Source organism: Hamadaea flava, from assembly GCF_024172085.1.
Taxonomy (GTDB): Bacteria; Actinomycetota; Actinomycetes; order Mycobacteriales; family Micromonosporaceae; genus Hamadaea; species Hamadaea flava.
Window position 1 is genome coordinate 1,573,458 of the sequence record NZ_JAMZDZ010000001.1, and the last position, 21,451, is coordinate 1,594,908.

Here is a 21,451-nt window from a genome sequence, read left to right on the forward strand (position 1 = left end):
CCTGCGCGTGAGTTCTACGCCCCAGCCGGCCCCGGCCCCGGCCGTCGCCGCTACCGCGAGCGACTGGCCCGACGAGACCTTCGCGAACCCGGTCATCGCCGGGTTCCACCCCGATCCCAGCGTCTGCCGGGTCGGCGACGACTACTACCTGGCCTGTTCGAGCTTCGAGTACTTCCCGGGCGTACCGGTGTTCCACAGTCGCGACCTGGTGCACTGGGAGCAGATCGGCAACGCCCTGGACCGGCCGAGCCAACTCGTGCTGACGGCGGAGATGCCGTCGTCGGCCGGGGTGTACGCACCGACGCTACGTCACCACGACGGCCGGTTCTGGCTGATCACGACCAACGTCGGGGTCGGCAACCTGCTCGTCACCGCGACCGATCCGGCCGGACCCTGGTCGGAGCCGACGCTGCTGCCCGGCGTGACCGGGATCGATCCCGATCTGGCCTGGGACGAGCAGGGCCGCTGCTTCTGCACCGTTGCCGGGGTGGCGCAGGTGCGGCTCGACCCGGCGACCGGGCAGGCGATCGGCGAGCCGATCCGCTTGTGGTCCGGTACGCCGGGAGCCCAGGCGCCGGAAGCCCCGCATCTCTACCGGATCGGCGACTACTGGTACCTGATGATCGCCGAGGGCGGCACCGAGCGGGGACACGCCGTGTCCATCGCCCGGGGCCCCGCGCCGGACGGGCCGTTCGAGCCGTGCCCGGCCAATCCGATCCTGACGCATCGGGGCACCCACCGGCCGATTCAGAACACGGGCCACGCAGACCTCGTCCAGGCCGCCGACGGGTCGTGGTGGCTGCTGCTGCTCGGCGTACGCCCCCGCGGCGGGACACCCGGGTGGCATGTGCTCGGCCGGGAGACCTTCCTCGCCCCCGTGACCTGGGTCGACGGCTGGCCGGTGGTCGGCGAGGTCGCCCCGGCGACGGCCGTCCCGCCGTGGCCGCCGTCGCCCGTCCCCGAGCCGCCCGTCCGGGACGACTTCGACGCCGAGCGGCTGCACCCGCGCTGGGTGTCCGTACGCTCCCGGCCGGCGGCGTACTGGTCGCTGGCCGAGCGGAGCGGCTGGCTCACGCTGCGAGCCCGAGGCGATTCGCTGGACCACCCGGAGGTGATCTTCGTCGGCCGCCGCCAACAGCACCTGTCGTGCCGGGCGCGGACCCTGATCGACACCGCGGACGGCCGCGGCGGCCTGGCGGTACGCCTGGACGAGCGGCACCACTACGAGATCGAGGCGGGCGACGGCCAGGTGAGCGTGCTCGCCCGGCTCGGCTCGGTACGCACCACCGTCGCGTCGAAGGCCGTGCCGGGCAAGGAGGTCCGGCTGCGGGTCGACGTGCTCGCGACCGACCCGGCCGACTGGAACCCGTGCAAGGAGCCGGATCGGCTACGCCTAGGTGTCGAGTACGCCGACGGCGCCTTCGACGTGCTGGCCGAGCTGGACGGCCGCTACCTGTCGACGGAGGTCGCCGGTGGCTTCACCGGCCGGGTGATCGGCATGTACGCCGCCGCCGGGACGGTGCGGTTCGACTGGTTCGACTACGAGCCCACCGCCGAGCCCACCGCCGAAGCGGCCTAGCGGGGACCGCTTGGCAGTATCCTTTGCGCCGTACGCCGGTCCGCCGCGCAGCCGCGTTCACGAGGACGCCGGCCGGGTGGACCGGTGCACGGCGCGGGAAGGAGGAGAGCCAGGTGCCCGACGCCGAGGATGACGCCCGCCCGGTGACGATCTCCTACATCGCCGAGTCGGCCGGGGTGTCGATCCCGACCGTGTCCAAGGTCATCAACGGCCGCCGGGGCGTCGCGGCCGACACCCGCGCCCGGGTCGAGGCCGTGATCAGCGAGACCGGCTATCGCAAGCCCAGCCTCGGGCCGAACCCGAACAAGCTGATGGAGCTGGTCTTCGACGAGCTGGAACACCAGTGGGGCCTGCAGATCATCCACGGTGTACAGCGGGTCGCCCGGAAGCACCGCATGGGCGTGGTGCTGACCGAGTTCGGGCCGCATCGGGGCGCCATCCGGTACTGGATCGACGATGCCCTGGCCCGCCGTCCGTCCTGTGTGGTCACTGTCGCGCAGCTGTCCGGCGAGCAACGCAGTCAGCTCAAGGCGCAGGGCATCCCGTTCGTGGTGTTCGACCCGAGCGGCGAACTGCCCGAGGACGTGCCGTTCGTGGGAGCCACCAACTGGAACGGCGGGCGTACGGCGACGCGCCATCTCCTCGAACTGGGCCATCGCCAGATCGGCATGATCGCGGGGCCTGGTGACCAGCTCTACTGCCGCGCCCGGCTCGACGGCTACCGCGCGGCGCTGGAGACGGCGGGACGGCTTCTCGTGCCGCATCTGGTGGTGCACGCCGAGCTGACCCGCGAAGGCGGCTACACGGCCGCGCAGACCCTGTTGAGCCGGCCCGACCGGCCCACCGCGATCTTCGCCAGCAACGACCTGCAGGCGCTCGGCGTCTACCAGGCCGCCCGGGTGGCGGGGTTGCGCGTACCGGCGGATCTCAGCGTGGTCGGCTTCGACGACCTGCCGATCGCGGCGCTGACCGATCCCCCGCTGACCACGATCCACCAGCCGCTGACGGAGATGGCGGTCGCCGCGACCGAGTTGGCGCTCGCGCTCGGCCGGGGGGAACGTACGCAGCAGGTCGGGCTCGAACTCGGCACGACGCTGACCGTACGCGAAAGCACCGCCCCGCCCCCGCAGTGATCCTTCAGACGTCGAGATACTCGCCGACCCGCAGGACGTGCGGCCGGACTCCGGTGCCGTAGAGCGCCTCGGCGAACAGCGGCCCCGGCTGAGTCAGCACAGATCCCATGAATCGCCGCAGTCCCAACGGATGCAGCGTTCCCCAGTGCACGGGGATCGCCTGCGACGCCCCGGACAGCACGGCCGCCCGAGCCGCCGTACGCGGATCCATGTGGCCGGGCCCGAGGGTGGGACCCCAGCCCCACACCGGGACGACCGCCACGTCGAGCCGTCCGGTGCGGGTGGCGTACCGGAGATCACGGAAGGACTGGTGCAGCCCGGTGTCGCCGGCCAGCCAGACCGACCCGTCCGGGGTGTCGACGACATGGCCGACGGCCTCGGCGGACGGTCCGCGCGGTTCGCGGCGACCCTGGTGCTCGGCGTGAACAGCGGTGACAGTGACTCCCGCGCCGAGATGCGTACCGTCGCCCACGGTCGCTTCGATCACGCCGTCGACGCCCTGGCGGCGCAGCCACGCGCCCGATCTCGGCGGCGCGAGGACGACCGGCGCACGCAATGCCCGCAAGGACGGCAGGTCGCAGTGGTCGTGATGCAGGTGGGAGACGAGCACGGCGTCGACCGGCGGACCACGCCGAGCCAGGTGCGCCGCCACCTCCGGCAGGGGCTTGGCCCGGACGAGTCCGCCGATCCGGCGGCGGACCAGCGGATCGGCCAGCAGGCGCAGACCGGGGACTTCGATGAGTACCGCCGAGTGCCCCAGCCAGGTGATCCTCATGACTCGTCCGGCTTGGCGCGTACTCCGCACCGTTCGAGCCAGCGCACGAGTTGCCGGTGCACGAGGTCCGCGCCGTAGAGGACGGCCTCACCGTCGACGGACCGGTCCAGCAGGTCGTCGTCCAGCGGCCAGTCGGCCGGGTGCACGAGCGCGGCCCGGTTCTGCCAGCCGCCTAGGCCGCCGTGGCAGCCGACCAGTTCCTCGAAGGCGTGCACCTCGCCGGTCCGCTCGTCGAAGGTCGAGTGGACGATGATGTCGGGCGCGGTCGACATGGCCGCAACCCGGGCAAGGTCCGCGGCGGCGCGCGGCCCGAACGGCACCAGCGGGTCGGTCCCCTCGATCACCGCGTCGGTCAGCACGTGGACGCCCGCGGGTCCGATCGCCAGCGGACCGCGCTCGCTGTCCACGACCACGAATCCGATCCCGGGCTCGGTGAGCAGTCCCGGCACGAGGCCGGGGAACTCGCGCTCCAGCGTCCGCCACGGCACGCGGCCCGGCAGCCGCGGAAACCAGACCAGCCCGAGGTTGCCGGACCCGGCCACCACCAGCTCCGGGCGGCCGATGGCGCTCAGATCGTGGCGAGGTCCGAGCACCATGCCCGCGCCGCCCGCCTGCTGTTCGCGGCGGGCGCTCCACTGCGAGGTGGTACGCGTGACGCTGAGCACCTGAGTGAGCATGGCGTTGACCGGACCCCACGCCTCCACCGCCTGGGTCTCGTCCACCGTGGCCGACGGGGTGGCCCCGATGCGCTCCCGCACGGCGGCTTCGAGGGTTCGGCCGGTGAGTTGGAGGAAGGTGGCGCCCTGGCTCTGACCGTGGTCGGAGAGAACCACGAACCGATAGCGCCGCGGCGCGGCCGCCGCGACCTGCTCCAATGTGCTCAGTACGCGGTCCACCCCGCGCAACGCCGCGAGCGACTCGGCTCGGGCGACCCCGGCGTGGTGGGCGATCTCGTCGTAGTCCACGAAGTCGACATAGATCACGGGCGCGCCCGCCATCATGTGCTCGGCCACCAGCGCCACGTTCAGGTCCCGCAGCACGGCGTTGGTGGCGCCCCGCAGCGCGACGTAGGAACCGTGCCGGCGGATACGTGGTTCGACGCCGCGCAGGCGTTGCTGGCGTCCCTGGTACAGCTCCTTGATCATCTCTCCGACGGTCAGCACCAGCGCCCGGGCGAAGACGAAGGGGCTGGCGAAGAACCGCAGGTATGCCCGGCCGGGGCCGAGGCCCTGCGTACCGGAGACGCGGCTCATCACCATGAGCGAGGTGGCGGCGTCGCCGCTGAACATGTTGGACACGCTGACGCCGCCGCCGGCGAGCAGTCCCCGCCCGTCCGACAGCCGCGACTCCACCAGCGCCGCGTCGGCCGGGCGATTGGTGACCACCAGCCGCCCCAGTTCCTTGTCGTACCAGCGGAAGGCGCAGATGCCGTCGTTGGTGCCGTGCAGGAGAGCGGCCTGGCTGGCCGGCGTCGTCGACGGTACGCGCGCCCACCACTGCGTCATGTCGTGGCTGCCGGACCGGACCCAGCGGGCGAGGGTCGGCAGGTCGCCGGAGAGCACACCGAACCGCAACACGGGATAGGGCATCCCGTCGATCTGCACCACGACGACGCCCTCCGTGTCGTCACCGGAGTCGGTGGGATGACGTCGCCTACCGCGCCGGATCAGGTCCGAGACCAGATAGGAGCTGTCGTTCACGCCGAGCAGCCAGCGGGTCACCGCGAGGATGATCGCCACCACGAAGAACGTGCCGAGGAACGCGCCCACGCCGCTCATCGACGCGCCCGGGACGATCAGCACGGCGACCCAGAGCACGAGGAGCTGAACGACGAGGCCGACCGTGAGCGCCATGACCGCCCCGGCCTTGCCGGCCAGCAGGCGCAGCAGCGGCCGGGCGACCGCGTCGACCACGCCCGTCGCGGCGGCCAGGACGATCGCGGCCCACCACGGAGCCAGCTCGAAGCCCTCCACCAGCCACGACGCCACGAGCAGCGCCACCGCCGTCGGCACCAGGCCCAGCAGTGCGTCGCGTACGTCGCGGGCGCCCGCGCGGTAGCGGAGTCGTCGGCTGGGGTCGGTCACCTCCATATCTTCTCAGCAGATGAGCAGATATACGGCTTATGACCGCAAAGCGGAGGATCAGGCGGCCCGTTCGCGCCCCTCGAACCAGCGCCGCTCGGCCTCGGCGTGCATCTGCTCGGCGTACGCCAGCCCGGCCCGGCTGAGCATGCGGCAGGCCAGGATGTAGCGGCGGTACCCCGAAAACAGCAGGACCAGCATGATCGGGACGGCGACCAGCCACCACCGCGACTGGACCGCCGACAGATACCCGGCCAGCGCCGCCAGCGGCCAGGGCGCCGCCGCGAAGATCTGGACCTGCGTGCACATCCAGCGGAAGTCGTCGACGAACGGGCCGAGGCTGTACAGCTCGGGTGGCACCACCCCGTGCACCACGTATTCGGTGGTCGGCTCCTCGCGGAAGTTGCCGTAGGAGGGTCGCCGGTCGCCCAGCTCCGGCCGGCGCAGATGGATCTCTCGGACCTCCTTCGGCACGGGCAGCACCCGCAGCCCGATCATCACCAGCCAGATCGTCGCCCAGCCGAGCCCGAACGCGATGATCGTCCCGGCGACGAAGCCGAGATATTTGCCCATCGTCTGGGCGACCTCGTAGAGGACGCCGACGACGCCGGTGGCCGCCGACAACGACGGCAGGCCGGGCCGCGCCATGAGGTAGACCAGCACGAGCCAGCTGTAGCCGATCACGATCGGCGCCGCGATCCTCCCGAACGCCCGCGAAAGCACTGTCACGCGAGCCATCGAACGCCGTCATGCTTCACGCGGCCATCCCCCGGGCGGCGGACGGGGCGTCGGATTGCCGATAGTGGATTCCCGGCGGTCGGCTAAGGTCCCCGCCATGGAGCAACCGGACGAGTTCCGGCAGCTTGCCGACTATCTCGGGACGGACAGCGCCGACGCCGTCCGCGGCTGGTGCCGGGCCAACGGCCATCGCGTACGCGTTCCGCGGCCGCCCTGGCGTTCGTCGGACGGCTACTCCGGCGCCTGGCTGCACAGCCTCCTGGTCGACCGGGGCCGGGTCTCCTACAAGGTGCTCGTCAAACGCATCCCGCCGTGGCCGGAGAACCCGTCCTCACCGGGCTGGCCGACGGGCGAACCCGCCCGGCATCGGTTCTTCCTAGACGACGACCCCACTGGTTTCGCCCGGGATCATCTGGTGGGCCAGCGGTTCGACGCGCTCACGACTCAGTCGGGCCATGTGCTGATGTTCCAGGATCTGGCGGCCGACGGCGGCACGACCGTCCCGCTGGCCGAAGTCCCACCCGAGCGCCTTGCCGACGCCTGCGCGCTCGTGCTCGGCGGAGTGACCGGGTCCTGGAACGACTACCGGTTGTCCCGGCCGTCGGTCTCGGTCAGCCGGTTCCTCCACGATGAGGTCGGCGCCACCGTCGCGTCCGGCGGAACGCTGAACGGCTGGGCCCGGCGAGCGGGACTGCTGGACATCCGCGACGCCTGGCTCATGGTCGATCCGGCCGGACCGGTCCTGCCCAATCCACTGCCGTCGGCCGCCGGGCACTGGTGGGACGGGACCCCGCCCCCCATCGACGTGCTGAGCGGGCGTACGCACGGCGACCTGCATCTGCTGAACGTCCTGATCCCGGTGACGCCGGACGGCGTACCCGATCTCGGTGCGTATCGGATCATCGACCTCGCGACCGCCCGGGAGACGGGATCGCTGACCCGGGATCTGGTGACGATGCTGCTGTCGGCCATCGGCGGCGGGCTGGACAGTCTTCCCGAGGACCGTTGGCAACCGCTGATCCGGCATCTGCTGGACCTCGGCCGGGGTGACGGACCGGAGCCGCCGTTCGCGGTGACGACGGCGTTGTGCGAGACCTTCGCCCGGACGGTGTCGCGCACCCGGACCGGGTCCACCGGAGCGTGGCAGCTTCAGTACTGGCTGAGCCTGCAGGCGCTTGGGCTCGCCTTCACCGCGTACGCACGCTTCCGCCCGGCGGTCCGCTGGTGGTTCTTCCAGCTGGCCGCGTACGCGGCGGGCGCGGCGTTGCGGGTGCTGGCCCCCGGCCGCGTCGCGCCGAGAACCGCTCGCCTGGTGCCGAACCCGTTCCAGGTTGGGCAGACCGCGACCGACCAGACCGGTACGCCGCTCTCGGCGTACGACCGGAAGATGCCGGAACCGGACGACGAGGCTGGACTCGTCGCGCTCTTCAACGAGGCGGTCCGGCTGGAGGCGACCGACACCGCGCTGGCCTTGCGGCGGTATCAGCAGGTGTTCGTGCGGGCCAGGTCGGTGCTGGGCGCGGACCATCAGGTCACCGTGCGGGCCGAGGCGGCCCTGCGACGGTGGGATCTGCGCCGCTAGCCTTCCAACGGGTCGAGCTCGCCCCGCTCGTAGAGTTCCAGGGTCTGGTCCACACTGGCCATCAGCTCCTGGTAGGTCATGATCTCCAGGCCCACCAACCGGCTGCTGAAGGTACGCAGGGTGTTGCGGACGCCGTCCTTGACCTTCTCCGTCGCGTAGGCGGGATGTCCGATCAGGACGGTCGCGAGCGCCCGCTTGGACTCGACGCCGAGCTTCTCGCGGATCAGCCCTTCCTGGGCCTCCACCGTGTGCAGGTGGTTCATCGTCTTCTGCACCAGGCTGTCCACCAGCGGCCCGACCCGTAGACCGTCGTCGGCGCGGCCGATCAGGTCGGGCACGTTCGCCGGGCCGATGGTGACGAGGTGGATCGCGCCGTCGGAGCGCATCAGCGCGAGGTCGACCGTCGTCAGGATGTCGATGTCCTGCAGGTCGACCGGCGGCATGTAGCGACCGCCGAAGACCCAGGGCTGCGCGCGGATCGCCGCCCGCATCTCGTCGGCCGTCCGCGTCGCGTCGTTGACCGCCTGATGCAGCGCCTTGGCGCCCTTGCGGCGCCGGGCCAGCTCGATCAGGCTGCCGAACCTAGTCGCGCCCTCCACTTCGGCCAGTGCCTTGGCCAGCGAGTCGTTCTCCACGACCGCTCCGAGGAAGCGCTGGAGCACCGGAAGGTCGCCTCGGCTCGCGGATTCGGCGAGCTGCTGGGTGAGCCCGTGGACGAGATCGGCCGCCGCGCCGTCGCCACCCGGGCCGCCGCCGCTCTGCCCGGTCGACTCGGTGCTCAGCAGGGCCTGCAATCGGCGGATCTCCGGATCGCGCAAGCGATCCACGCTGTCCATTCGGCGGTCGGCGTACCGGCGTCTCCCGGCTCGCGCCGCAACGCCGGGCGGGTCGATCGGAATCATGATTGTCTGCGCGCGCACATCTCCCGGCTGGCGAGGCATGGGCCGCACTCTAGAGCAGAATTCCGCATTCTCTCCAGTCGTCATCACGACTCGCCGCCGCCCCGCCGGGACGAGTGACGCGGTCTACCATACGCGTCGGCATGAGCGTCACCGACGTTCTCTCGGAAGCAGGTTCTCGATGTCCGAAGCAGACCGCGGCCGCGTCCGGATCGGGACCGCCGACGGCTCCCCGTACGCCGCCGCGGGCGTACTGATCGCCCCGCGCATCGTTCTGACCAGCGCGGATGCCTGCCCTCCGGGCGCCGCGCCGACGGTCACGCCGGCCGGCTCGGACCACCGGTACGCCGCCGAACGGATCTGGCCGCGCAGCGGCGCGGAATCCGCGGTCGCGCTATTAGAGATCATCGATCACGAATGGGTGAATAGTGCGTTCGTCACCCGATGGGGCGTACTCACGAGTAGTGACCAATGGATCACGTCGGAGGTGGACGGAGATCATCCGGTCGCGATCGAGATCAATAATTCGGCCACCCTTCCGGACGGTTCGCGAGAATGCCGGCCCGCTCTCACCGATCAATTGCCCGCCGGTACTGCTGTATATAGTGGACAGATCTTGGTGGGCGTGCTGGCCCGCCCCGGTGAGCCCGGGCGCCGGCCCCTGGTGCGGCCGGTCGCCCCGCTCCTGGCCGACGAGGACTTCCGGGCGATCGTCGACCAGGCGGCCGGACGGCGGATCCGCGTCGAACCCGTCGAACTCGCCGGGACGATCCGGCGCTGGCGACCGGACCTGGACGCCAGCCGGGCCGCCACGCTGCTGCTGCCGGAACACGAGGTCGTCCCGCTGCACGGCCGGGAACTGCTGACGCACCAGATCCTTCAGTGGTGCGCCGAACGGCGTCCCAGCTCCGCCGCCCTGCTGGTCGGGCCGGCCGGGCAGGGCAAACGGCGGCTCGCCCGCCACGTCGCGGACAGCCTGCGCGACACCGGGTGGGCCGTGGGCGAACTCGCCGACCGGCCGGCCGAGGATTGGCTGGAGGGCGTGGCGCACTCCCGGATGCCGGTGTTCCTCATCGCCGACGCGGATCGGCACCTGCCGGCGATCACCGCGCTCGCCCGGACGGTGCTGCCGACGGGCGGCCGGGTGCGAGTGCTCCTGCTGGCCGCCGATCCGTCGCTGCCACCCGATCCGGCCCTCGACATCCTGTTCGAGGACCGGGTGCACCGGCTCGACCCGATCGCCGCCGACGCGGAGGCGATGGCGCAGCGGCTCACCGAGGCGACCGTCGCCTTCGGCGGCTTGCTGTCCCTGCCGCCCGAGCCGTGGCTGCCCGGACCCGACGGCTGGCTCGTCGCCGGCGCACGCCGGTACGCCACCACCCCCGACGCCGGCGACGCGCTCCAGCTCCACGTGGCCGCGCTCGCGAGCCTGCTGACCGGGGCGCCGGACGATCGGCGCTCGGCGGTCGGCGTACTGCTCGACGAGGAGGAGTTCCGATGGCGACAAGCGACCGAGACGCTCCCGGCCGACGCGAAGACGTCGTGGTCCGCGGCGTTGGCGGCGGCTCTGCTGTTCGGGGCGGCCGACGAGGCGACCGCCGTGCAGACCCTGCGGATGACGATGCGTGGAGTCGCGGAGTCAGCGATCGGTGAGACGGCGGCCTGGATTCGCGGGCTCTATCCGCCCGACGACGCCGACGGAACGTTCTGGGGCACGCTGCGGCCCCGGCCGCTGCTGCTGGAACACATCGCACAGAGCTGGACGGGGTCGTCGCTGCTGGAGGCGATGCTGCCCTCGGTGGAACCCGAGCAGGCCCGCCGGGCGTTGTCCCTGCTGTTGGCCACGGAGGACGCCGCGTTGCTCGACCGGGTGGCCAAGCTCGCCGGCGACCGCGTACGCGAACTCGGCCCCGCACTGATCGAGGCGGCGTACGCACAGCCGGCCGCACTGACCATCGTGGAGCGGATCGTCGACGACCCGGACAGCGATCTCACCGACGACCTCTGCCGGACGCTGCTCGACCGGGTGCCGCCGACCGCCGGGCCGCTCGCCGAGGTCGCCCGGCGGCTGCACGAACGGCTGATCGCGGCGTACGAGGTCGCCGTGGAGGAGGGCCAGGATCGGGTTCGGCCCGCGCTCGCTGCACAGCTCGCGGCGTACGCCGTGCTCCGATCCGAGGTCGGTTCGGCGACGGCTGCCGCAGATCTCGCCGGTCGGGCCGTCGAGCAGTATCAGTGGCTCGTCGAATCCGGCGACCGCGGCGCGGGCTACGTGATCTCGTTGGCCGAGAGCCGTCAGTTGTACGCCCGGCTGCAGGCCGGGGCCGGGCGGCCGATCGCTGCTGCGGACCTCGCCGGGCAGGCCGCCGGCGTCTACCGCACGCTCGCCGAGGCGACCGGTACGCACGGACGCCCCGAGCTGGCGGACGCGTTGACCACGCAGGCCGCGTACGCCGTCCAGGCAGGCGATCTGCCGGGTGCTGAGGCGGCGCTGCGGGAAGCGGTCGGCGTACTGGATGTGCTGGTCGACGGCGAGTCGACGGCCGACGCACGGTTCGACCTTTCGGGCCGGCTCGTGGACGCCGCGTCCCAGCTGGCCGAGGTGCTCTGGGACGACGGGCAGGCCACAGCCTCGCTGGCCGCGCGCGAGGACGCCGTGCGGGCCGCCCAGCGCATGTACGCCGTCGAACCCGCCACGGCCCGGCCGCTGCTGATCGACTGCCTGGACGCGGTCGCCCGGGCACAGCTCCAGCTGCGGGGAGCCGAAGCCGCCCTGGACGCGCTGCGGCGGTCGCTGCGGTTGTGCCGTGAAGCGGCCGAGGCGGATCCCGCCACGCAGCTGCCGGCCCTGGCATCGGCGGCGATGGCGCTGTCGGTCCGGCTCAGCGAGGCCGGGCAGCCCGCCGCCGCGCTCGACGCCGCCACCGAGGCCATCGAGGCACTGGCCCAGGCGAACAAGGCCGCCCCGGGTTCGGTCCTCGCCGAACTGGCTTTGGCCCAGCACACCTTGAGCCTGCGGCTGGCCGAGGCCGGTCGCTGGCGGGAAGCCGCCCACTCCGCTGATCAGGCGCTGACGGCGTACACCCGGGCGCTCCACGATGGACGGACTGAGCTCCGGACCGAATTCGCCGCCGCACTGGTCAACCGGGCCGCGATCCACGCCACCCGCGACCAGCACACCGAAGCCGCCCAGATCGCGCAGCAGGCGATCGGGTTGCTGTCGACGCAGTCGGCCCCGGGACGGCCGGGCGACGGCGGTGCGGCGAACCGGATCCTGGCCGCCGCCTATACCAACGCGGCCGTGGCGCTCAGCCACCTCGGCCGGCGCGACGAGAGCCTCACCCTCGTCTCCCGCGCGGTGGAGACAGATCCGGCGGACATCCCGGCGACGGACCAGGTCCGGGCCCTCAGCCTGCACCGGGATCTGCTGATGGGCGCGAACCGGCCGAAGGACGCGGCGGACGTCGCGGCCCGAATCGTCGTCCTGTACGACCAGTTCGGTCCCCGCGAACCGGACGTCTACCGAGGCCCGTACGCGGTCGCCCTGCACGAGGCCGCGCGCTGCTTCGCCGCCTTCCGCAACTGGGATACCGCCATCGCGTACGCGCGCCGGGCCACCACCGAGTACGCCGCCGATCAGCGCCCGGCCCGACCGTGGCTCGACGAGCGGACCGCGGTCGCCATGCTCCTGTGCACCTGTTACGCCGAGACGAACCGGGGCGCGGAGGCGGCCGCCGCCGCCGAACGGGCGGTCGCCTTGCATCGGGAGGCGACCGGCGACGGGGACGCCCGCGATCCGGCCGACCTGGCCGACACCCTCGACGCGGTCGCCGATCTGCCGACCGACGCGTTGGGCCGCGACCTGGCCCGCTCGTACGCCGAGCAGGCGGTCGCGCACCGTCGACCGGTCGCGATGGGCGGCAACCCCGAGCAGATGCGCAAACTGGTCCGGGCGTTGCGCCGGTCGGCCAAGCGGCAGGCCGAGGCAGCCGGAGCCGAGGAGGCGTTGCCGGCGGCGCAGGAGTCCGTGGCGCAGGCCCGGCTGCTCAAGGAGTTCTCCCGGGTCGACGGCATGGCGGAGATCGCGGTGTGCCTGCGGGACCTGTCGGAGTACCTCGCGAGCAGCGGCCGTGAAGCGGCCAGCCGGGACGCCGCCGCGGACGCCGCGCGCGAAGCCGCCGACGAGTACCGGCTGCTCGCCGCCGACGACCCGGCCCGCTACCTAACCGAGTACGCGGGTGCGCTGCTCGACCTGTCCCACCGGCAGGCCCGGCTCGACGCGTGGACGGATGCCCTGCTGTCGGCCGAGGCGGCCGCCGAGGCCCTGGAGCGCGTACCACCGGCGACGGTCGCCGACCGGGCACGGCTCGGCCAGATCCTCCTCCAGGCCGCGCTGTGCCTGAACGAGTTGCACCAGAAGGAACGGCAGTACGAGGTGACCCTGCGCCTCGTGGGACTCTACGACTCGATGGCGCGGGACGACCGGCGGTACCAGCACGATCACGCCGTGGCCCTGCGCAACCTCGCCGAGGTGCGCGCCGGCCGCAAGACCCTGCCCGACCGTCGCGATGCGGCCCGGCAGGCCGTCGAGCTCCACCGCATCCTCGCCGAACGCGACTCGGTCCGCTATGACGCGGAATTGAAGGCATCCCGGCGGACGCTGGAGACCCTGCGCCGCTGACCGGCCTACTCATGGATCTGGAGACGCGGTTGACCACACAGCAGCCCACGATTCTGGCTCGGCAGAAAGATCCGGAGATCCACGCCCTGCTCCGGGCGATGTCCGTGTCCCACAAACGGGCGCAGCGGCTCGACCTCGCCCAGACCGTGCTGTCCCTGGGGATCGCGGCGTCCAGCCTCGCCGCCACCTTCGTCGACGTCGCCACCGCCCTCACGATCATCGGCGCGCTGTGGGCCGTGATCTATTCGGTGGGCCTGGTCTCCTGGGCCGACAACGAGTTGCGCCGGGCCGCCGTCCTGCAGGAGATGCTGGACGTACGCCTGTTCCGGCTGCCCTGGAACCCGGTCATCGCCGGCGACCAGGTCGGCCACGAGGAGATCAATCGGCTGAGCACTCGGTATCGGGGCCGCCAGGACATGATCGAGCACTACTACGAGGTCCCCGACCTGCCCGCCCCCTACGACGTGGTGGCCTGCCAGCAGCAGAACCTGGGCTGGGGCATCCGAGTCCGCCGCCGGTACGCGTACGTGGTGCTCAGCGGGGTCGTCGCGTGGTCCGTCCTCGGCGTCGTCATCGGCGCCTGGACCGGGCTGACCGTCGGCGACGTCGTGCTGCGGTGGTACGTGCCGTCGCTGGGCGCGATCCTGCTCGGCCTCGACATCTTCCGCAGCCAGCGGGACGTCGCGGAGGAACGGGGCCGGGCGCTGCGCATCATGCGCGACCGCGTCCGCGAGTCCATCCGCACGCCCGGCGTCGACCTCGCTGGGTTCGCCCGGCAGGTGCAGGACGTCATCTACCTCACCCGGCAGCGGACGCCGCGCGTACCGGACTGGTTCTTCCTGCGGTACCGGGCCGGCGACCGCGCCGATTTCAAGGCGATGATGGACGAGCTGGCGGGCACCCTCGCCACTCGCGTCCCGTAACGCGACCGGGCTGCGTACGATCTTGCCGTGAGCGAGACCCCCACGCCCGCGTACCGTCACCTGCGCATCAGCTTGAGCATCGCGGCCCTGGCCGCGTCCGTGGCTGCCACCGTCGGAGTCGCCCTGGCGGCCGACGACGTCGCCGCGCTCCGCGAGGCCCGCGAGCGATGGCAGGACGTCGGCTTCCTATTGATCAGCTGGTACGCGTTCGCGGTGCCGGTCGGCACGCTCGCGCTGTCACCCTGGGCGCGCCGAGTGGGCCGGTCGGCGCGGCTGGGCTGGCGGAACGCCGGCCTCGTGCTGGGGCATGGGGTGCTGGTGGCCGCGCTCGCCTGGTTCTTCGGCGACATCGTGGCCGACTACTTCAGCGGCAATCGGGGCGGCGGCTCGAAGGGCGCATATCTGACCTGGTTGATCGCGACGCTCCCTGCTTTCGCCGCCGTCGCGCTGGCGGGCGGGCTGTTCCCCCGCCCCGCTGCCCCTAGAACTCACGGCGTCGTCGCCGGAGTCGCCGCCGTGAGCTGGATCTGCGGCGCGCTCCCCTTCCTCTTCCTCATCGTCTACGCCTTCGCCGAGTTCGCGTGATCATTGCGCCAGCCACGTTTCGGGCGGCGATTCGTCGGCCCAAGCAGCATGGCCGGCGCAACTATCACGGTGCTCGCGGCGGCTCACGGTGCGAGCGCGTGGCGTTGGGCGGGAGTGAGGCGGTCCGGTCGCGGGATGAGCGAGTAGGTGGCCCCGATCGCTTGCAGCGCAAAGGGATCGGCGATCGCGGGTTGCCCGTCGATCGCGTCGAGGGCGGCGGTCGCCCGCTCCGGCGGCCAGCCGAGCGCGGCGGCGAGGTCGGCCGGAGTGAGCGGGCGGGCGGCGTACATCAGGGCGGCGAGCACGGTCAGTGCGTCGTAGACGACGGACTCGGCGAGCGTGCTGCCGCTCATGTGCTCGCTGAGGCGGCCGAAGAACTGGCCCATCCGGGCTAGCCGGGCCCCGGCCGTCGTGCCCTCGCCGAAGATCTCGATGCCGCGCCGGGTGGCGGTCGCGATCTCGGTGTGCGCGCCCGTGTCGGCCTGCCACGCCCTGAGCCAGACGTCGTCGTCGATGCCGTACCGCTCACGTCGGCCGCTGACGTCTGGTCGGCGGACGACGAGGTCCATGGTTTCGAGGTAGGCGATCGACTTCGACACCGAGGCCGGGCTCACGTGCAACCGGGCGACCAGGTCCGCCGAGGTCAGACCGGCAGCGTCCGCGGTGAGCAGGCAGACGAACACCCGCGCGGTCATCCGTGGCAGTCCGGTCGCGGCCAGCAGGACCGCGAACTCGTCCACGAACTCGCGGGCTGGTTCCGTCCCGGCGGCGGTGGGCTCGGGCGGTCGCGCGGGCTTGCGCCGCCGCGCCCGGTCGCCGGCGGCTTCCTGCGCGTGGTCGGCCAGATAATCCCCGGGTACGCCGTTGCGCGCGACTTCGCGGCTGATCGTGGAGGTCGGGCGGCCGAGGCGGCGGCCGATCTCGGCGTACCCGAGGTCGTCGGCGAGCCAGAGCGCGATCTGGCGGCGGTCCTCCGGCGTCAGCCTGGCTCCCGGCACTGGCGTCCCCTCTCGTGCGTTCACTCACAGTACAGTGCAACGGCCGTGGCTTGATGTTGCGTTCATCGACAATTCTGTTGCAATGATTGGCTTTCAGCAAGGCTTTTCTTGCTTCCCTGCGTTGCTCACTCCTGAAACGCAACGTAGCTTTTCCGTAGCCGGAAACCTCCGGGGGGAACGTCGGAAAGGAAACCATGATGCATGTGATGGCCGTGTCGACCGTCTCGGACGACGCCAAGTTCTGGGGCGCGCTGAAGAAGGCGCACTCGAAGCTGCCCAAGGGTGCGAAGTGGGTGCTGGCGGTCGCCAGCAAGGACGGGGCCAAGGCGGTGAACGTGATCACGCACGATTCCGTCGCCGGCGTACGGGACTTCTTCGAGAGCTTCACCGGTGCGTACGCGACGACGGAGTATGCCGAGGCGGACGCCGCGAACGCGGTCGGGCTCCCCCGATGACGATCGACCTGCCCGGCCTGTCCGCCCGGATCGGCGACCTGCTCACCGCGTACGCCATCCCGAGCGCGGCGATCGGCGTACTCCGCGAGGGCGAGCTGACCGAGTTCGCGGTCGGCGTCAAGAACGTGGTCACGGGGGAGCCCGCGACGGCGGACACCGTCTACCAGTGCGGATCGATGACGAAGACCTGGACCGCGCTGGCCTTCCTGCAACTCGTCGACGAGGGCGCGGTGGACCTCGACACCCCGGTACGCACCTACCTGCCCGGCTTCGCGGTCGCCGATCCCGAGGTCAGCGCCACGGTGACCCCGCGGCACCTGCTCCAGCACACCAACGGGATCGAGGAGGCGTACGGCGATCCCGGCGAGGACGACGACGTCTACGAGCGAATGGTCGATGCGATCGCCGATGCGCCGCAGGTCTTCCCGCTCGGTCACACGCACGGCTACAGCGCTGCCCTGGGGTACGCCGTCCTCGCCCGCATCCTGGAGGTCCACGACGGCAAGCGCTGGGATGACGTCATGCGCGACCGGGTCTTCGGTCCGCTGGGGCTGACCGGTACCGGCAGCCGGCGCGAGCAGGTCGACGAGAGCCGGGCGGCGACCGGTCACCTCACCGTGTCGTTGACGGAGGACCCGATCGTCACGCCGGTGGACTACCTGCCGCGCGCCTTCGGCCCCGGCGGCAACGTCACCTCGACGGTCCGGGAGGTGCTCGCGATGGCGCACGTCATCCTCACCGAAGGGTTGGCGCCCACCGGAAAGCGCATCCTCTCGGCGGAGCGCGTCCGGGAGATGAAGGAGTCGCGGGTGCCCGTGCCCGACCCCTACATGTTCGGACCGGAGTGGGCGCTCGGGCTCATCGTGTGCGACTGGCACGGCCAGACCGTGTACGCCAGCGACGGCAGCACGATCGGGCAGAACTCCCGGCTGCGCATCCTGCCCGAGGCGGACACGGCCATCGTGCTGCTGACCAACGGCGGACCCCGGGAAAGCTTCTACCGCAAGGCGTTCACCGAGATCCTGGCCGACCTCGGCTTGCCAGGCGTCCCGGATCTCCCGGCCCCCGACCCGGCGCTGATCCTCGACCCGACCCGGTACGCCGGGGTCTACGAGCGCCCCGGCGCGCGGTTCGAGGTGACCGCGGAGGACGGCAGGCTCCACCTGACCCTCGGGATCGATCCGATGCAGGCGGAGTTCCTCGGCAAGCCCGATCGGGTCACGTATGAGCTGCTGGCCGTCAGCGAGACGCATTTCCTGATGCCGCCGACCGACGAACTGGAGGACACCCAGACGGTCGCGATCTACGACTTCGCCAGCGGTACCGGTAGAGCGCAGTACCTGCACACCAACTGCCGGGTGCACCCGCGCGTCGAGTGACTCAGGCTCCCGAATAGGGCTCAGGCCGCGGGAAGCCGACTGTGACGGTGAGCCCACCGTCCGCATTGGGGCGAACCTGGAGGTCGGCGCCGTGGCTGCCGGCGATGGCACGGACGATCGCCAGTCCCAGCCCGGAGTTCGCGGTCTGCGGACGATCGGCCGGCTGCCGATCGGCCTGAAGATGGGGGCTGAGGCGCTGGAACGGCTGCATGATCCGGCCGACCGCGTCGGGCGGCACGATCGGCCCGGTGTTGGCGACGGTGAGGACCGTACGCCCGGCGGCGAAGCGAGTGGCGAGGTCGATCCGACCACCGGCCACGTTGTAGGTGACGGCGTTGTCGAGCAGGTTGCCGATCAGGCTGGACAGCTGGGTCGGATCGGCCCGGGACACCAGTGCCGGCTGGATGTCCGTGCGTACGGTGAGGCCCCGGCTCTCGGCGGCGGAGCGGCGGGCGGCCACCGCGTCGGCGACGAGCCGGGCCAGGTCGACCGGTTCGGCGGCCACCGGGCGCTGCTCTCCCTGCGCCAATGCCAGCAGGGCCCCGACGAGCCGCTCCTGCTGGTCCCCGAGACGGAGCACCTCCTCGCACACCGCGCGGAGGGACGTCGCGTCCGCTTCGGGGTCGGCGAGCTTGACCTGGATCAGGGCACGTTGGACGGTCAACGGCGTACGCAGCTCGTGGGAGGCGTCGGCGACGAACCGCCGCTGGGCGGCGTACGCGCTGTCCAGGCGGGCGTACAAGCTGGTCAACGTGGCGGACAGGTCGGCGTACTCCTGGTATTTGCCGAGTTCGCCGTGGCCGGGCAGCCGATCCGGGGCCGCGCCCCCGGCGGCGGTGGTGAGTTCGTGGAGCGGGCGGACCGCGCGGCCCGCGAGCAGCCACCCGATGGGACCGGCGGCGAGGGCGACCACGAGCAGTCCGAGCAGCGCGGCGAGGAGCACGGCCAGGGTGTTGTCGGGGGGTCCGGGCGGAGCGCCGTATTCCCGCGTGGAGCCGCCGGACCAGGCGCCGAGGCCGGCGACGGCCACCGGTCCCGCGCCGAGGACGACGGCGGTCAGGGCATAGAGCACTGCGAGCCGCGTACGCAGCCGCGGCCGGTCAGCCTGCACGGTAGCCGCCTTCCCGGATCGTGGTGATGATCGGCGGCGGGCCGAGTTTGGCCCGCAGCCGGCCGAGCGTGGTCTTCACCGTGGTGGTGAACGGGTTGGCCGCCTCGTCCCACACGTGGTCGAGCAGTTCCTCCGTGGACACCACCCGGCCGGGCCGGGCCATCAGGTACGCCAGCAGCGTGAACTCCTTGGCGGTGAGCGGCACCGGTCGCCCGGACCGGGTGATCGTCCGGCGGGCCGGATCGAGTTCGACGTCGCCGATCCGCAACACCGGCGGCACCGGCGCGACGGAGCGCCGGCCGAGCGCGCGGACCCGGGCGACCAGTTCCGGGAAGTCGAACGGCTTGGTCAGGTAGTCGTCGGCGCCGAGGTCGAGCCCGGCGACGCGGTCGGTGAGCGTGCCCGCCGCAGTGAGCATCAGGACGCGGGCGGGCAGCCCGCGCGCGCCGACCTGGCGGCAGACGTCGTCGCCGGAGACGACCGGCAGCCCACGGTCGAGCACCAGCACGTCGTACGCCGTGGCGGCCAGCCGGTGCAGCGCTTCGCCGCCGTCGGTCACCACGTCGACCGCCATGCCCTCGCGGCGCAGCCCGGTCCCGATCGTCTCGGCGAGCAGCCGGTGGTCCTCCGCGACCAGTACGCGCATCGGCCCAGCATGCCAGCCCGCAGGTGACACCGAGGTGACAGCGGCCGTGTGACCGGGCTGTCACCCGGCTCCGCGTAGAACTCGACGGCATGATCCTGGAAACCGAGGCCCTCGCCAAGCGTTACCGGCGGCGATGGGCGTTGCACGACTGCACGCTGGCCGTGCCCGAGGGTGCGATCGTCGGTCTGGTCGGGCCGAACGGCGCGGGCAAGTCCACCTTGTTGCAGCTGATCGTCGGCCTGCTGCCGCCGACGTCAGGCGCGGTCCGGGTGTTGGGCGGCCCGCCCGCCACGGTGATGCGCTCCGGCCGGGTCGGGTTCGTCGCGCAGGACGCGCCGACCTACGCCGGCCTCACCGTCGCCGACCACCTGAACCTGGGCGCCGGGCTGAATCCGCACCGCTGGGACGCCGTCGCCGCGGCGAGCCGGATCGACCGGCTGGGTCTGCCGCTGCGGCAGCGGGCCGGCGGGCTCTCCGGAGGTCAGCGGGCTCAACTGGCCCTCACCATCGCCCTGTCGAAACGGCCCGACCTGCTGATCCTCGACGAGCCGGTGGCCGCCCTCGACCCGCTCGCGCGACGGGCGTTCCTGGACGAGACCGCGGCCGCCGCCACGGCCGCGGGCACCGCCGTCGTGCTCTCCACGCACCTGGTCGCCGATCTGGCCCACGTCTGTACGCAGGTCGTGGTGCTCGCGGGCGGCCGGGTTCGGCTTGCCTCCGCCATCGCCGAGCTGTGCGGATCGCCGGCCGAATTGGAGCGCATCGTGCTCGACCAGCTCACCCAGGCCGCCGCGGAAAGGACGCCGAACTCATGATCAGGCTCGCCCTCCGACAGTTCCGCGCGTCGGCGTGGACCGCCGCGATCGGGCTCCTCGCCGTCGCCGCCCTGGTCCTCGCAACGCGGTCGCACCTGGTCGCCGCGGCCGCCGCCGCCCAACGGGCCTGCGGAGACGACCCCGACTGCCCGGCGCTGCTCACCTTCGTGCACGGCAACGCACCGTTGAGCACGGCGGTCGGGCTCATCGTCCTCGTGACGCCCGCTCTGATCGGCGCGTTCTGGGGCGCGCCGATGGTGGCCCGCGAGGTCGAGACCGGTACGCACCGGCTGGTCTGGACGCAGAGCATCAGCCGGACGCGGTGGCTCACGGTGAAGCTGGGCGTCGTCGGGGCCGCGACCGTCGTGCTCACTGGACTGCTGAGCCTGCTCGTCACATGGTGGGCGGAGCCGCTGGACAAGGCGGCAGCCGCCGTCTACGGAACCTTCGACCAGCGCGACCTCGTGCCCGTCGGGTACGCGATGTTCGCCCTCGCCATCGGCCTGACGCTGGGACTGGCGACGCGCCGGACGCTGCCGGCCATGGCCCTGACGTTCGGCGGCGTACTGGCCGTGCGGATCGCGGTGACCAGCCGGATCCGGCCGCTGGCCGCCACGCCGGAGAAGACGGCGTTCGCCCTCGACCCGGATCGCACCGGCTACGGCTCCGGCGGCAACATCCTCCTCGGCATCCCGAAGGCGAGTCTGCAACCGCCGCCACCGGACCTGCCGAACGCGTGGGTCCGGTCGGCCGACGTGGTCGACGGGGCCGGCAAGCCGCTCACCGACGCAGTGTTCCGCTCGACCTGCCCGACCGTTGGACAAGGCGGCGGCGGCAAAGCAGCGGGACCGGTCCCGGCCGAGGCGGCCCAGCAGATGCACGACTGCGTCGTCCGGCTCGGCCAGACCTACCACCAGGCCGTCGCGTACCAGCCGGGCGATCGCTATTGGACGTTCCAGTGGTGGGAGTTCGGCGTGTACGCCGGCATCACGGCCGTGCTGTGCGCGTACGCGTTCCATCGGCTGCGCCGCCACGGCGGCTGACGGTTCTTCTCGCCGGGTCGGACGCTGA

At 72.0% G+C, this 21,451-nt stretch carries 17 protein-coding genes; 10 read left to right on the plus strand and 7 right to left on the minus strand.

The annotated features are described in order from the left end of the window. Positions 1–7 precede the first annotated feature (7 nt). The gene (locus HDA40_RS07585; RefSeq protein WP_253753355.1) at positions 8–1,579 is read left to right on the plus strand and encodes a glycoside hydrolase family 43 protein; all 1,572 of its coding nucleotides are present in this window, start codon (positions 8–10) and stop codon (positions 1,577–1,579) included. Positions 1,580–1,692: 113 nt separating this feature from the next. Further along, positions 1,693–2,712, plus strand: a complete 1,020-nt coding sequence (locus tag HDA40_RS07590) for a LacI family DNA-binding transcriptional regulator (RefSeq protein ID WP_253753357.1) — start codon at positions 1,693–1,695, stop codon at positions 2,710–2,712. A gap of 4 nt (positions 2,713–2,716) precedes the next feature. Here the strand turns inward: HDA40_RS07590 and HDA40_RS07595 are convergent, their stop codons facing one another. From HDA40_RS07595 to HDA40_RS07605, 3 genes are read right to left on the minus strand one after another with little or no spacing between them, the layout of a single operon-like run. Continuing rightward, complete coding sequence (locus HDA40_RS07595) at positions 2,717–3,487, minus strand: MBL fold metallo-hydrolase (RefSeq protein ID WP_253753360.1); 771 nt, start codon at positions 3,485–3,487, stop codon at positions 2,717–2,719. Continuing rightward, entirely contained in the window at positions 3,484–5,571 is a 2,088-nt protein-coding gene (locus HDA40_RS07600) for a phage holin family protein (protein ID WP_253753362.1), read from the minus strand. Before HDA40_RS07600 ends, HDA40_RS07595 begins: the two co-directional genes overlap by 4 nt. A gap of 57 nt (positions 5,572–5,628) precedes the next feature. Next, a complete protein-coding gene (locus tag HDA40_RS07605; protein WP_253753364.1) occupies positions 5,629–6,297 on the minus strand; it encodes a hypothetical protein in 669 nt (222 codons plus the stop codon). A 106-nt stretch (positions 6,298–6,403) separates the two neighbouring features. On the opposite strand from HDA40_RS07605, the gene HDA40_RS07610 reads away from it, so the two are divergent. After that, on the plus strand, positions 6,404–7,888 hold the full coding sequence (locus tag HDA40_RS07610) for a hypothetical protein (protein ID WP_253753366.1): 1,485 nt from the start codon (positions 6,404–6,406) through the stop codon (positions 7,886–7,888). Here HDA40_RS07610 and HDA40_RS07615 read toward each other — a convergent pair. Next, positions 7,885–8,715, minus strand: coding sequence for a hypothetical protein (locus HDA40_RS07615; protein WP_253753367.1), 831 nt, complete (start codon positions 8,713–8,715; stop codon positions 7,885–7,887). The two genes, HDA40_RS07610 and HDA40_RS07615, sit on opposite strands and share 4 nt — an antisense overlap. A 253-nt stretch (positions 8,716–8,968) precedes the next feature. Here HDA40_RS07615 and HDA40_RS07620 point away from each other — a divergent pair, with 253 nt between their 5' ends. The 3 genes from HDA40_RS07620 to HDA40_RS07630 are packed head-to-tail and all read left to right on the plus strand — an operon-like array spanning position 8,969 to position 14,976. Then, a complete protein-coding gene (locus HDA40_RS07620) occupies positions 8,969–13,468 on the plus strand; it encodes a hypothetical protein (protein ID WP_253753369.1) in 4,500 nt (1,499 codons plus the stop codon). Between the two features lie 11 nt (positions 13,469–13,479). Continuing rightward, the gene (locus tag HDA40_RS07625; RefSeq protein ID WP_253753372.1) at positions 13,480–14,391 is read left to right on the plus strand and encodes an S-4TM family putative pore-forming effector; all 912 of its coding nucleotides are present in this window, start codon (positions 13,480–13,482) and stop codon (positions 14,389–14,391) included. 27 nt (positions 14,392–14,418) lie between these two features. Continuing rightward, positions 14,419–14,976 (plus strand): hypothetical protein, encoded by a 558-nt coding sequence (locus HDA40_RS07630; RefSeq protein ID WP_253753374.1) that lies wholly within the window; start codon positions 14,419–14,421, stop codon positions 14,974–14,976. An 83-nt stretch (positions 14,977–15,059) separates the two neighbouring features. On the opposite strand, the gene HDA40_RS07635 is transcribed toward HDA40_RS07630, so the two are convergent. Then, positions 15,060–15,974: a GbsR/MarR family transcriptional regulator gene (locus HDA40_RS07635; RefSeq protein ID WP_253753377.1), complete on the minus strand. Its 915-nt coding sequence runs from the start codon at positions 15,972–15,974 to the stop codon at positions 15,060–15,062. A 206-nt stretch (positions 15,975–16,180) separates the two neighbouring features. On the opposite strand from HDA40_RS07635, the gene HDA40_RS07640 reads away from it, so the two are divergent. Further along, the gene (locus tag HDA40_RS07640; RefSeq protein ID WP_253753379.1) at positions 16,181–16,429 is read left to right on the plus strand and encodes a hypothetical protein; all 249 of its coding nucleotides are present in this window, start codon (positions 16,181–16,183) and stop codon (positions 16,427–16,429) included. Beyond that, positions 16,426–17,808: a serine hydrolase gene (locus tag HDA40_RS07645; RefSeq protein ID WP_253753382.1), complete on the plus strand. Its 1,383-nt coding sequence runs from the start codon at positions 16,426–16,428 to the stop codon at positions 17,806–17,808. The genes HDA40_RS07640 and HDA40_RS07645 overlap by 4 nt, the downstream gene beginning before the upstream one ends. 1 nt (position 17,809) lies before the next feature. Here HDA40_RS07645 and HDA40_RS07650 read toward each other — a convergent pair whose 3' ends face one another. Both HDA40_RS07650 and HDA40_RS07655 read right to left on the minus strand, forming a co-directional pair. Continuing rightward, entirely contained in the window at positions 17,810–18,919 is a 1,110-nt protein-coding gene (locus HDA40_RS07650; RefSeq protein ID WP_253753384.1) for a sensor histidine kinase, read from the minus strand. Next, complete coding sequence (locus HDA40_RS07655) at positions 18,909–19,565, minus strand: response regulator transcription factor (RefSeq protein ID WP_253753386.1); 657 nt, start codon at positions 19,563–19,565, stop codon at positions 18,909–18,911. Before HDA40_RS07655 ends, HDA40_RS07650 begins: the two co-directional genes overlap by 11 nt. A gap of 89 nt (positions 19,566–19,654) precedes the next feature. On the opposite strand from HDA40_RS07655, the gene HDA40_RS07660 reads away from it, so the two are divergent. Further along, positions 19,655–20,380, plus strand: coding sequence for an ABC transporter ATP-binding protein (locus HDA40_RS07660; protein WP_253753388.1), 726 nt, complete (start codon positions 19,655–19,657; stop codon positions 20,378–20,380). Beyond that, positions 20,377–21,423, plus strand: coding sequence for an ABC transporter permease (locus tag HDA40_RS07665; RefSeq protein WP_253753390.1), 1,047 nt, complete (start codon positions 20,377–20,379; stop codon positions 21,421–21,423). Before HDA40_RS07660 ends, HDA40_RS07665 begins: the two co-directional genes overlap by 4 nt. Positions 21,424–21,451: the final 28 nt, after the last annotated feature.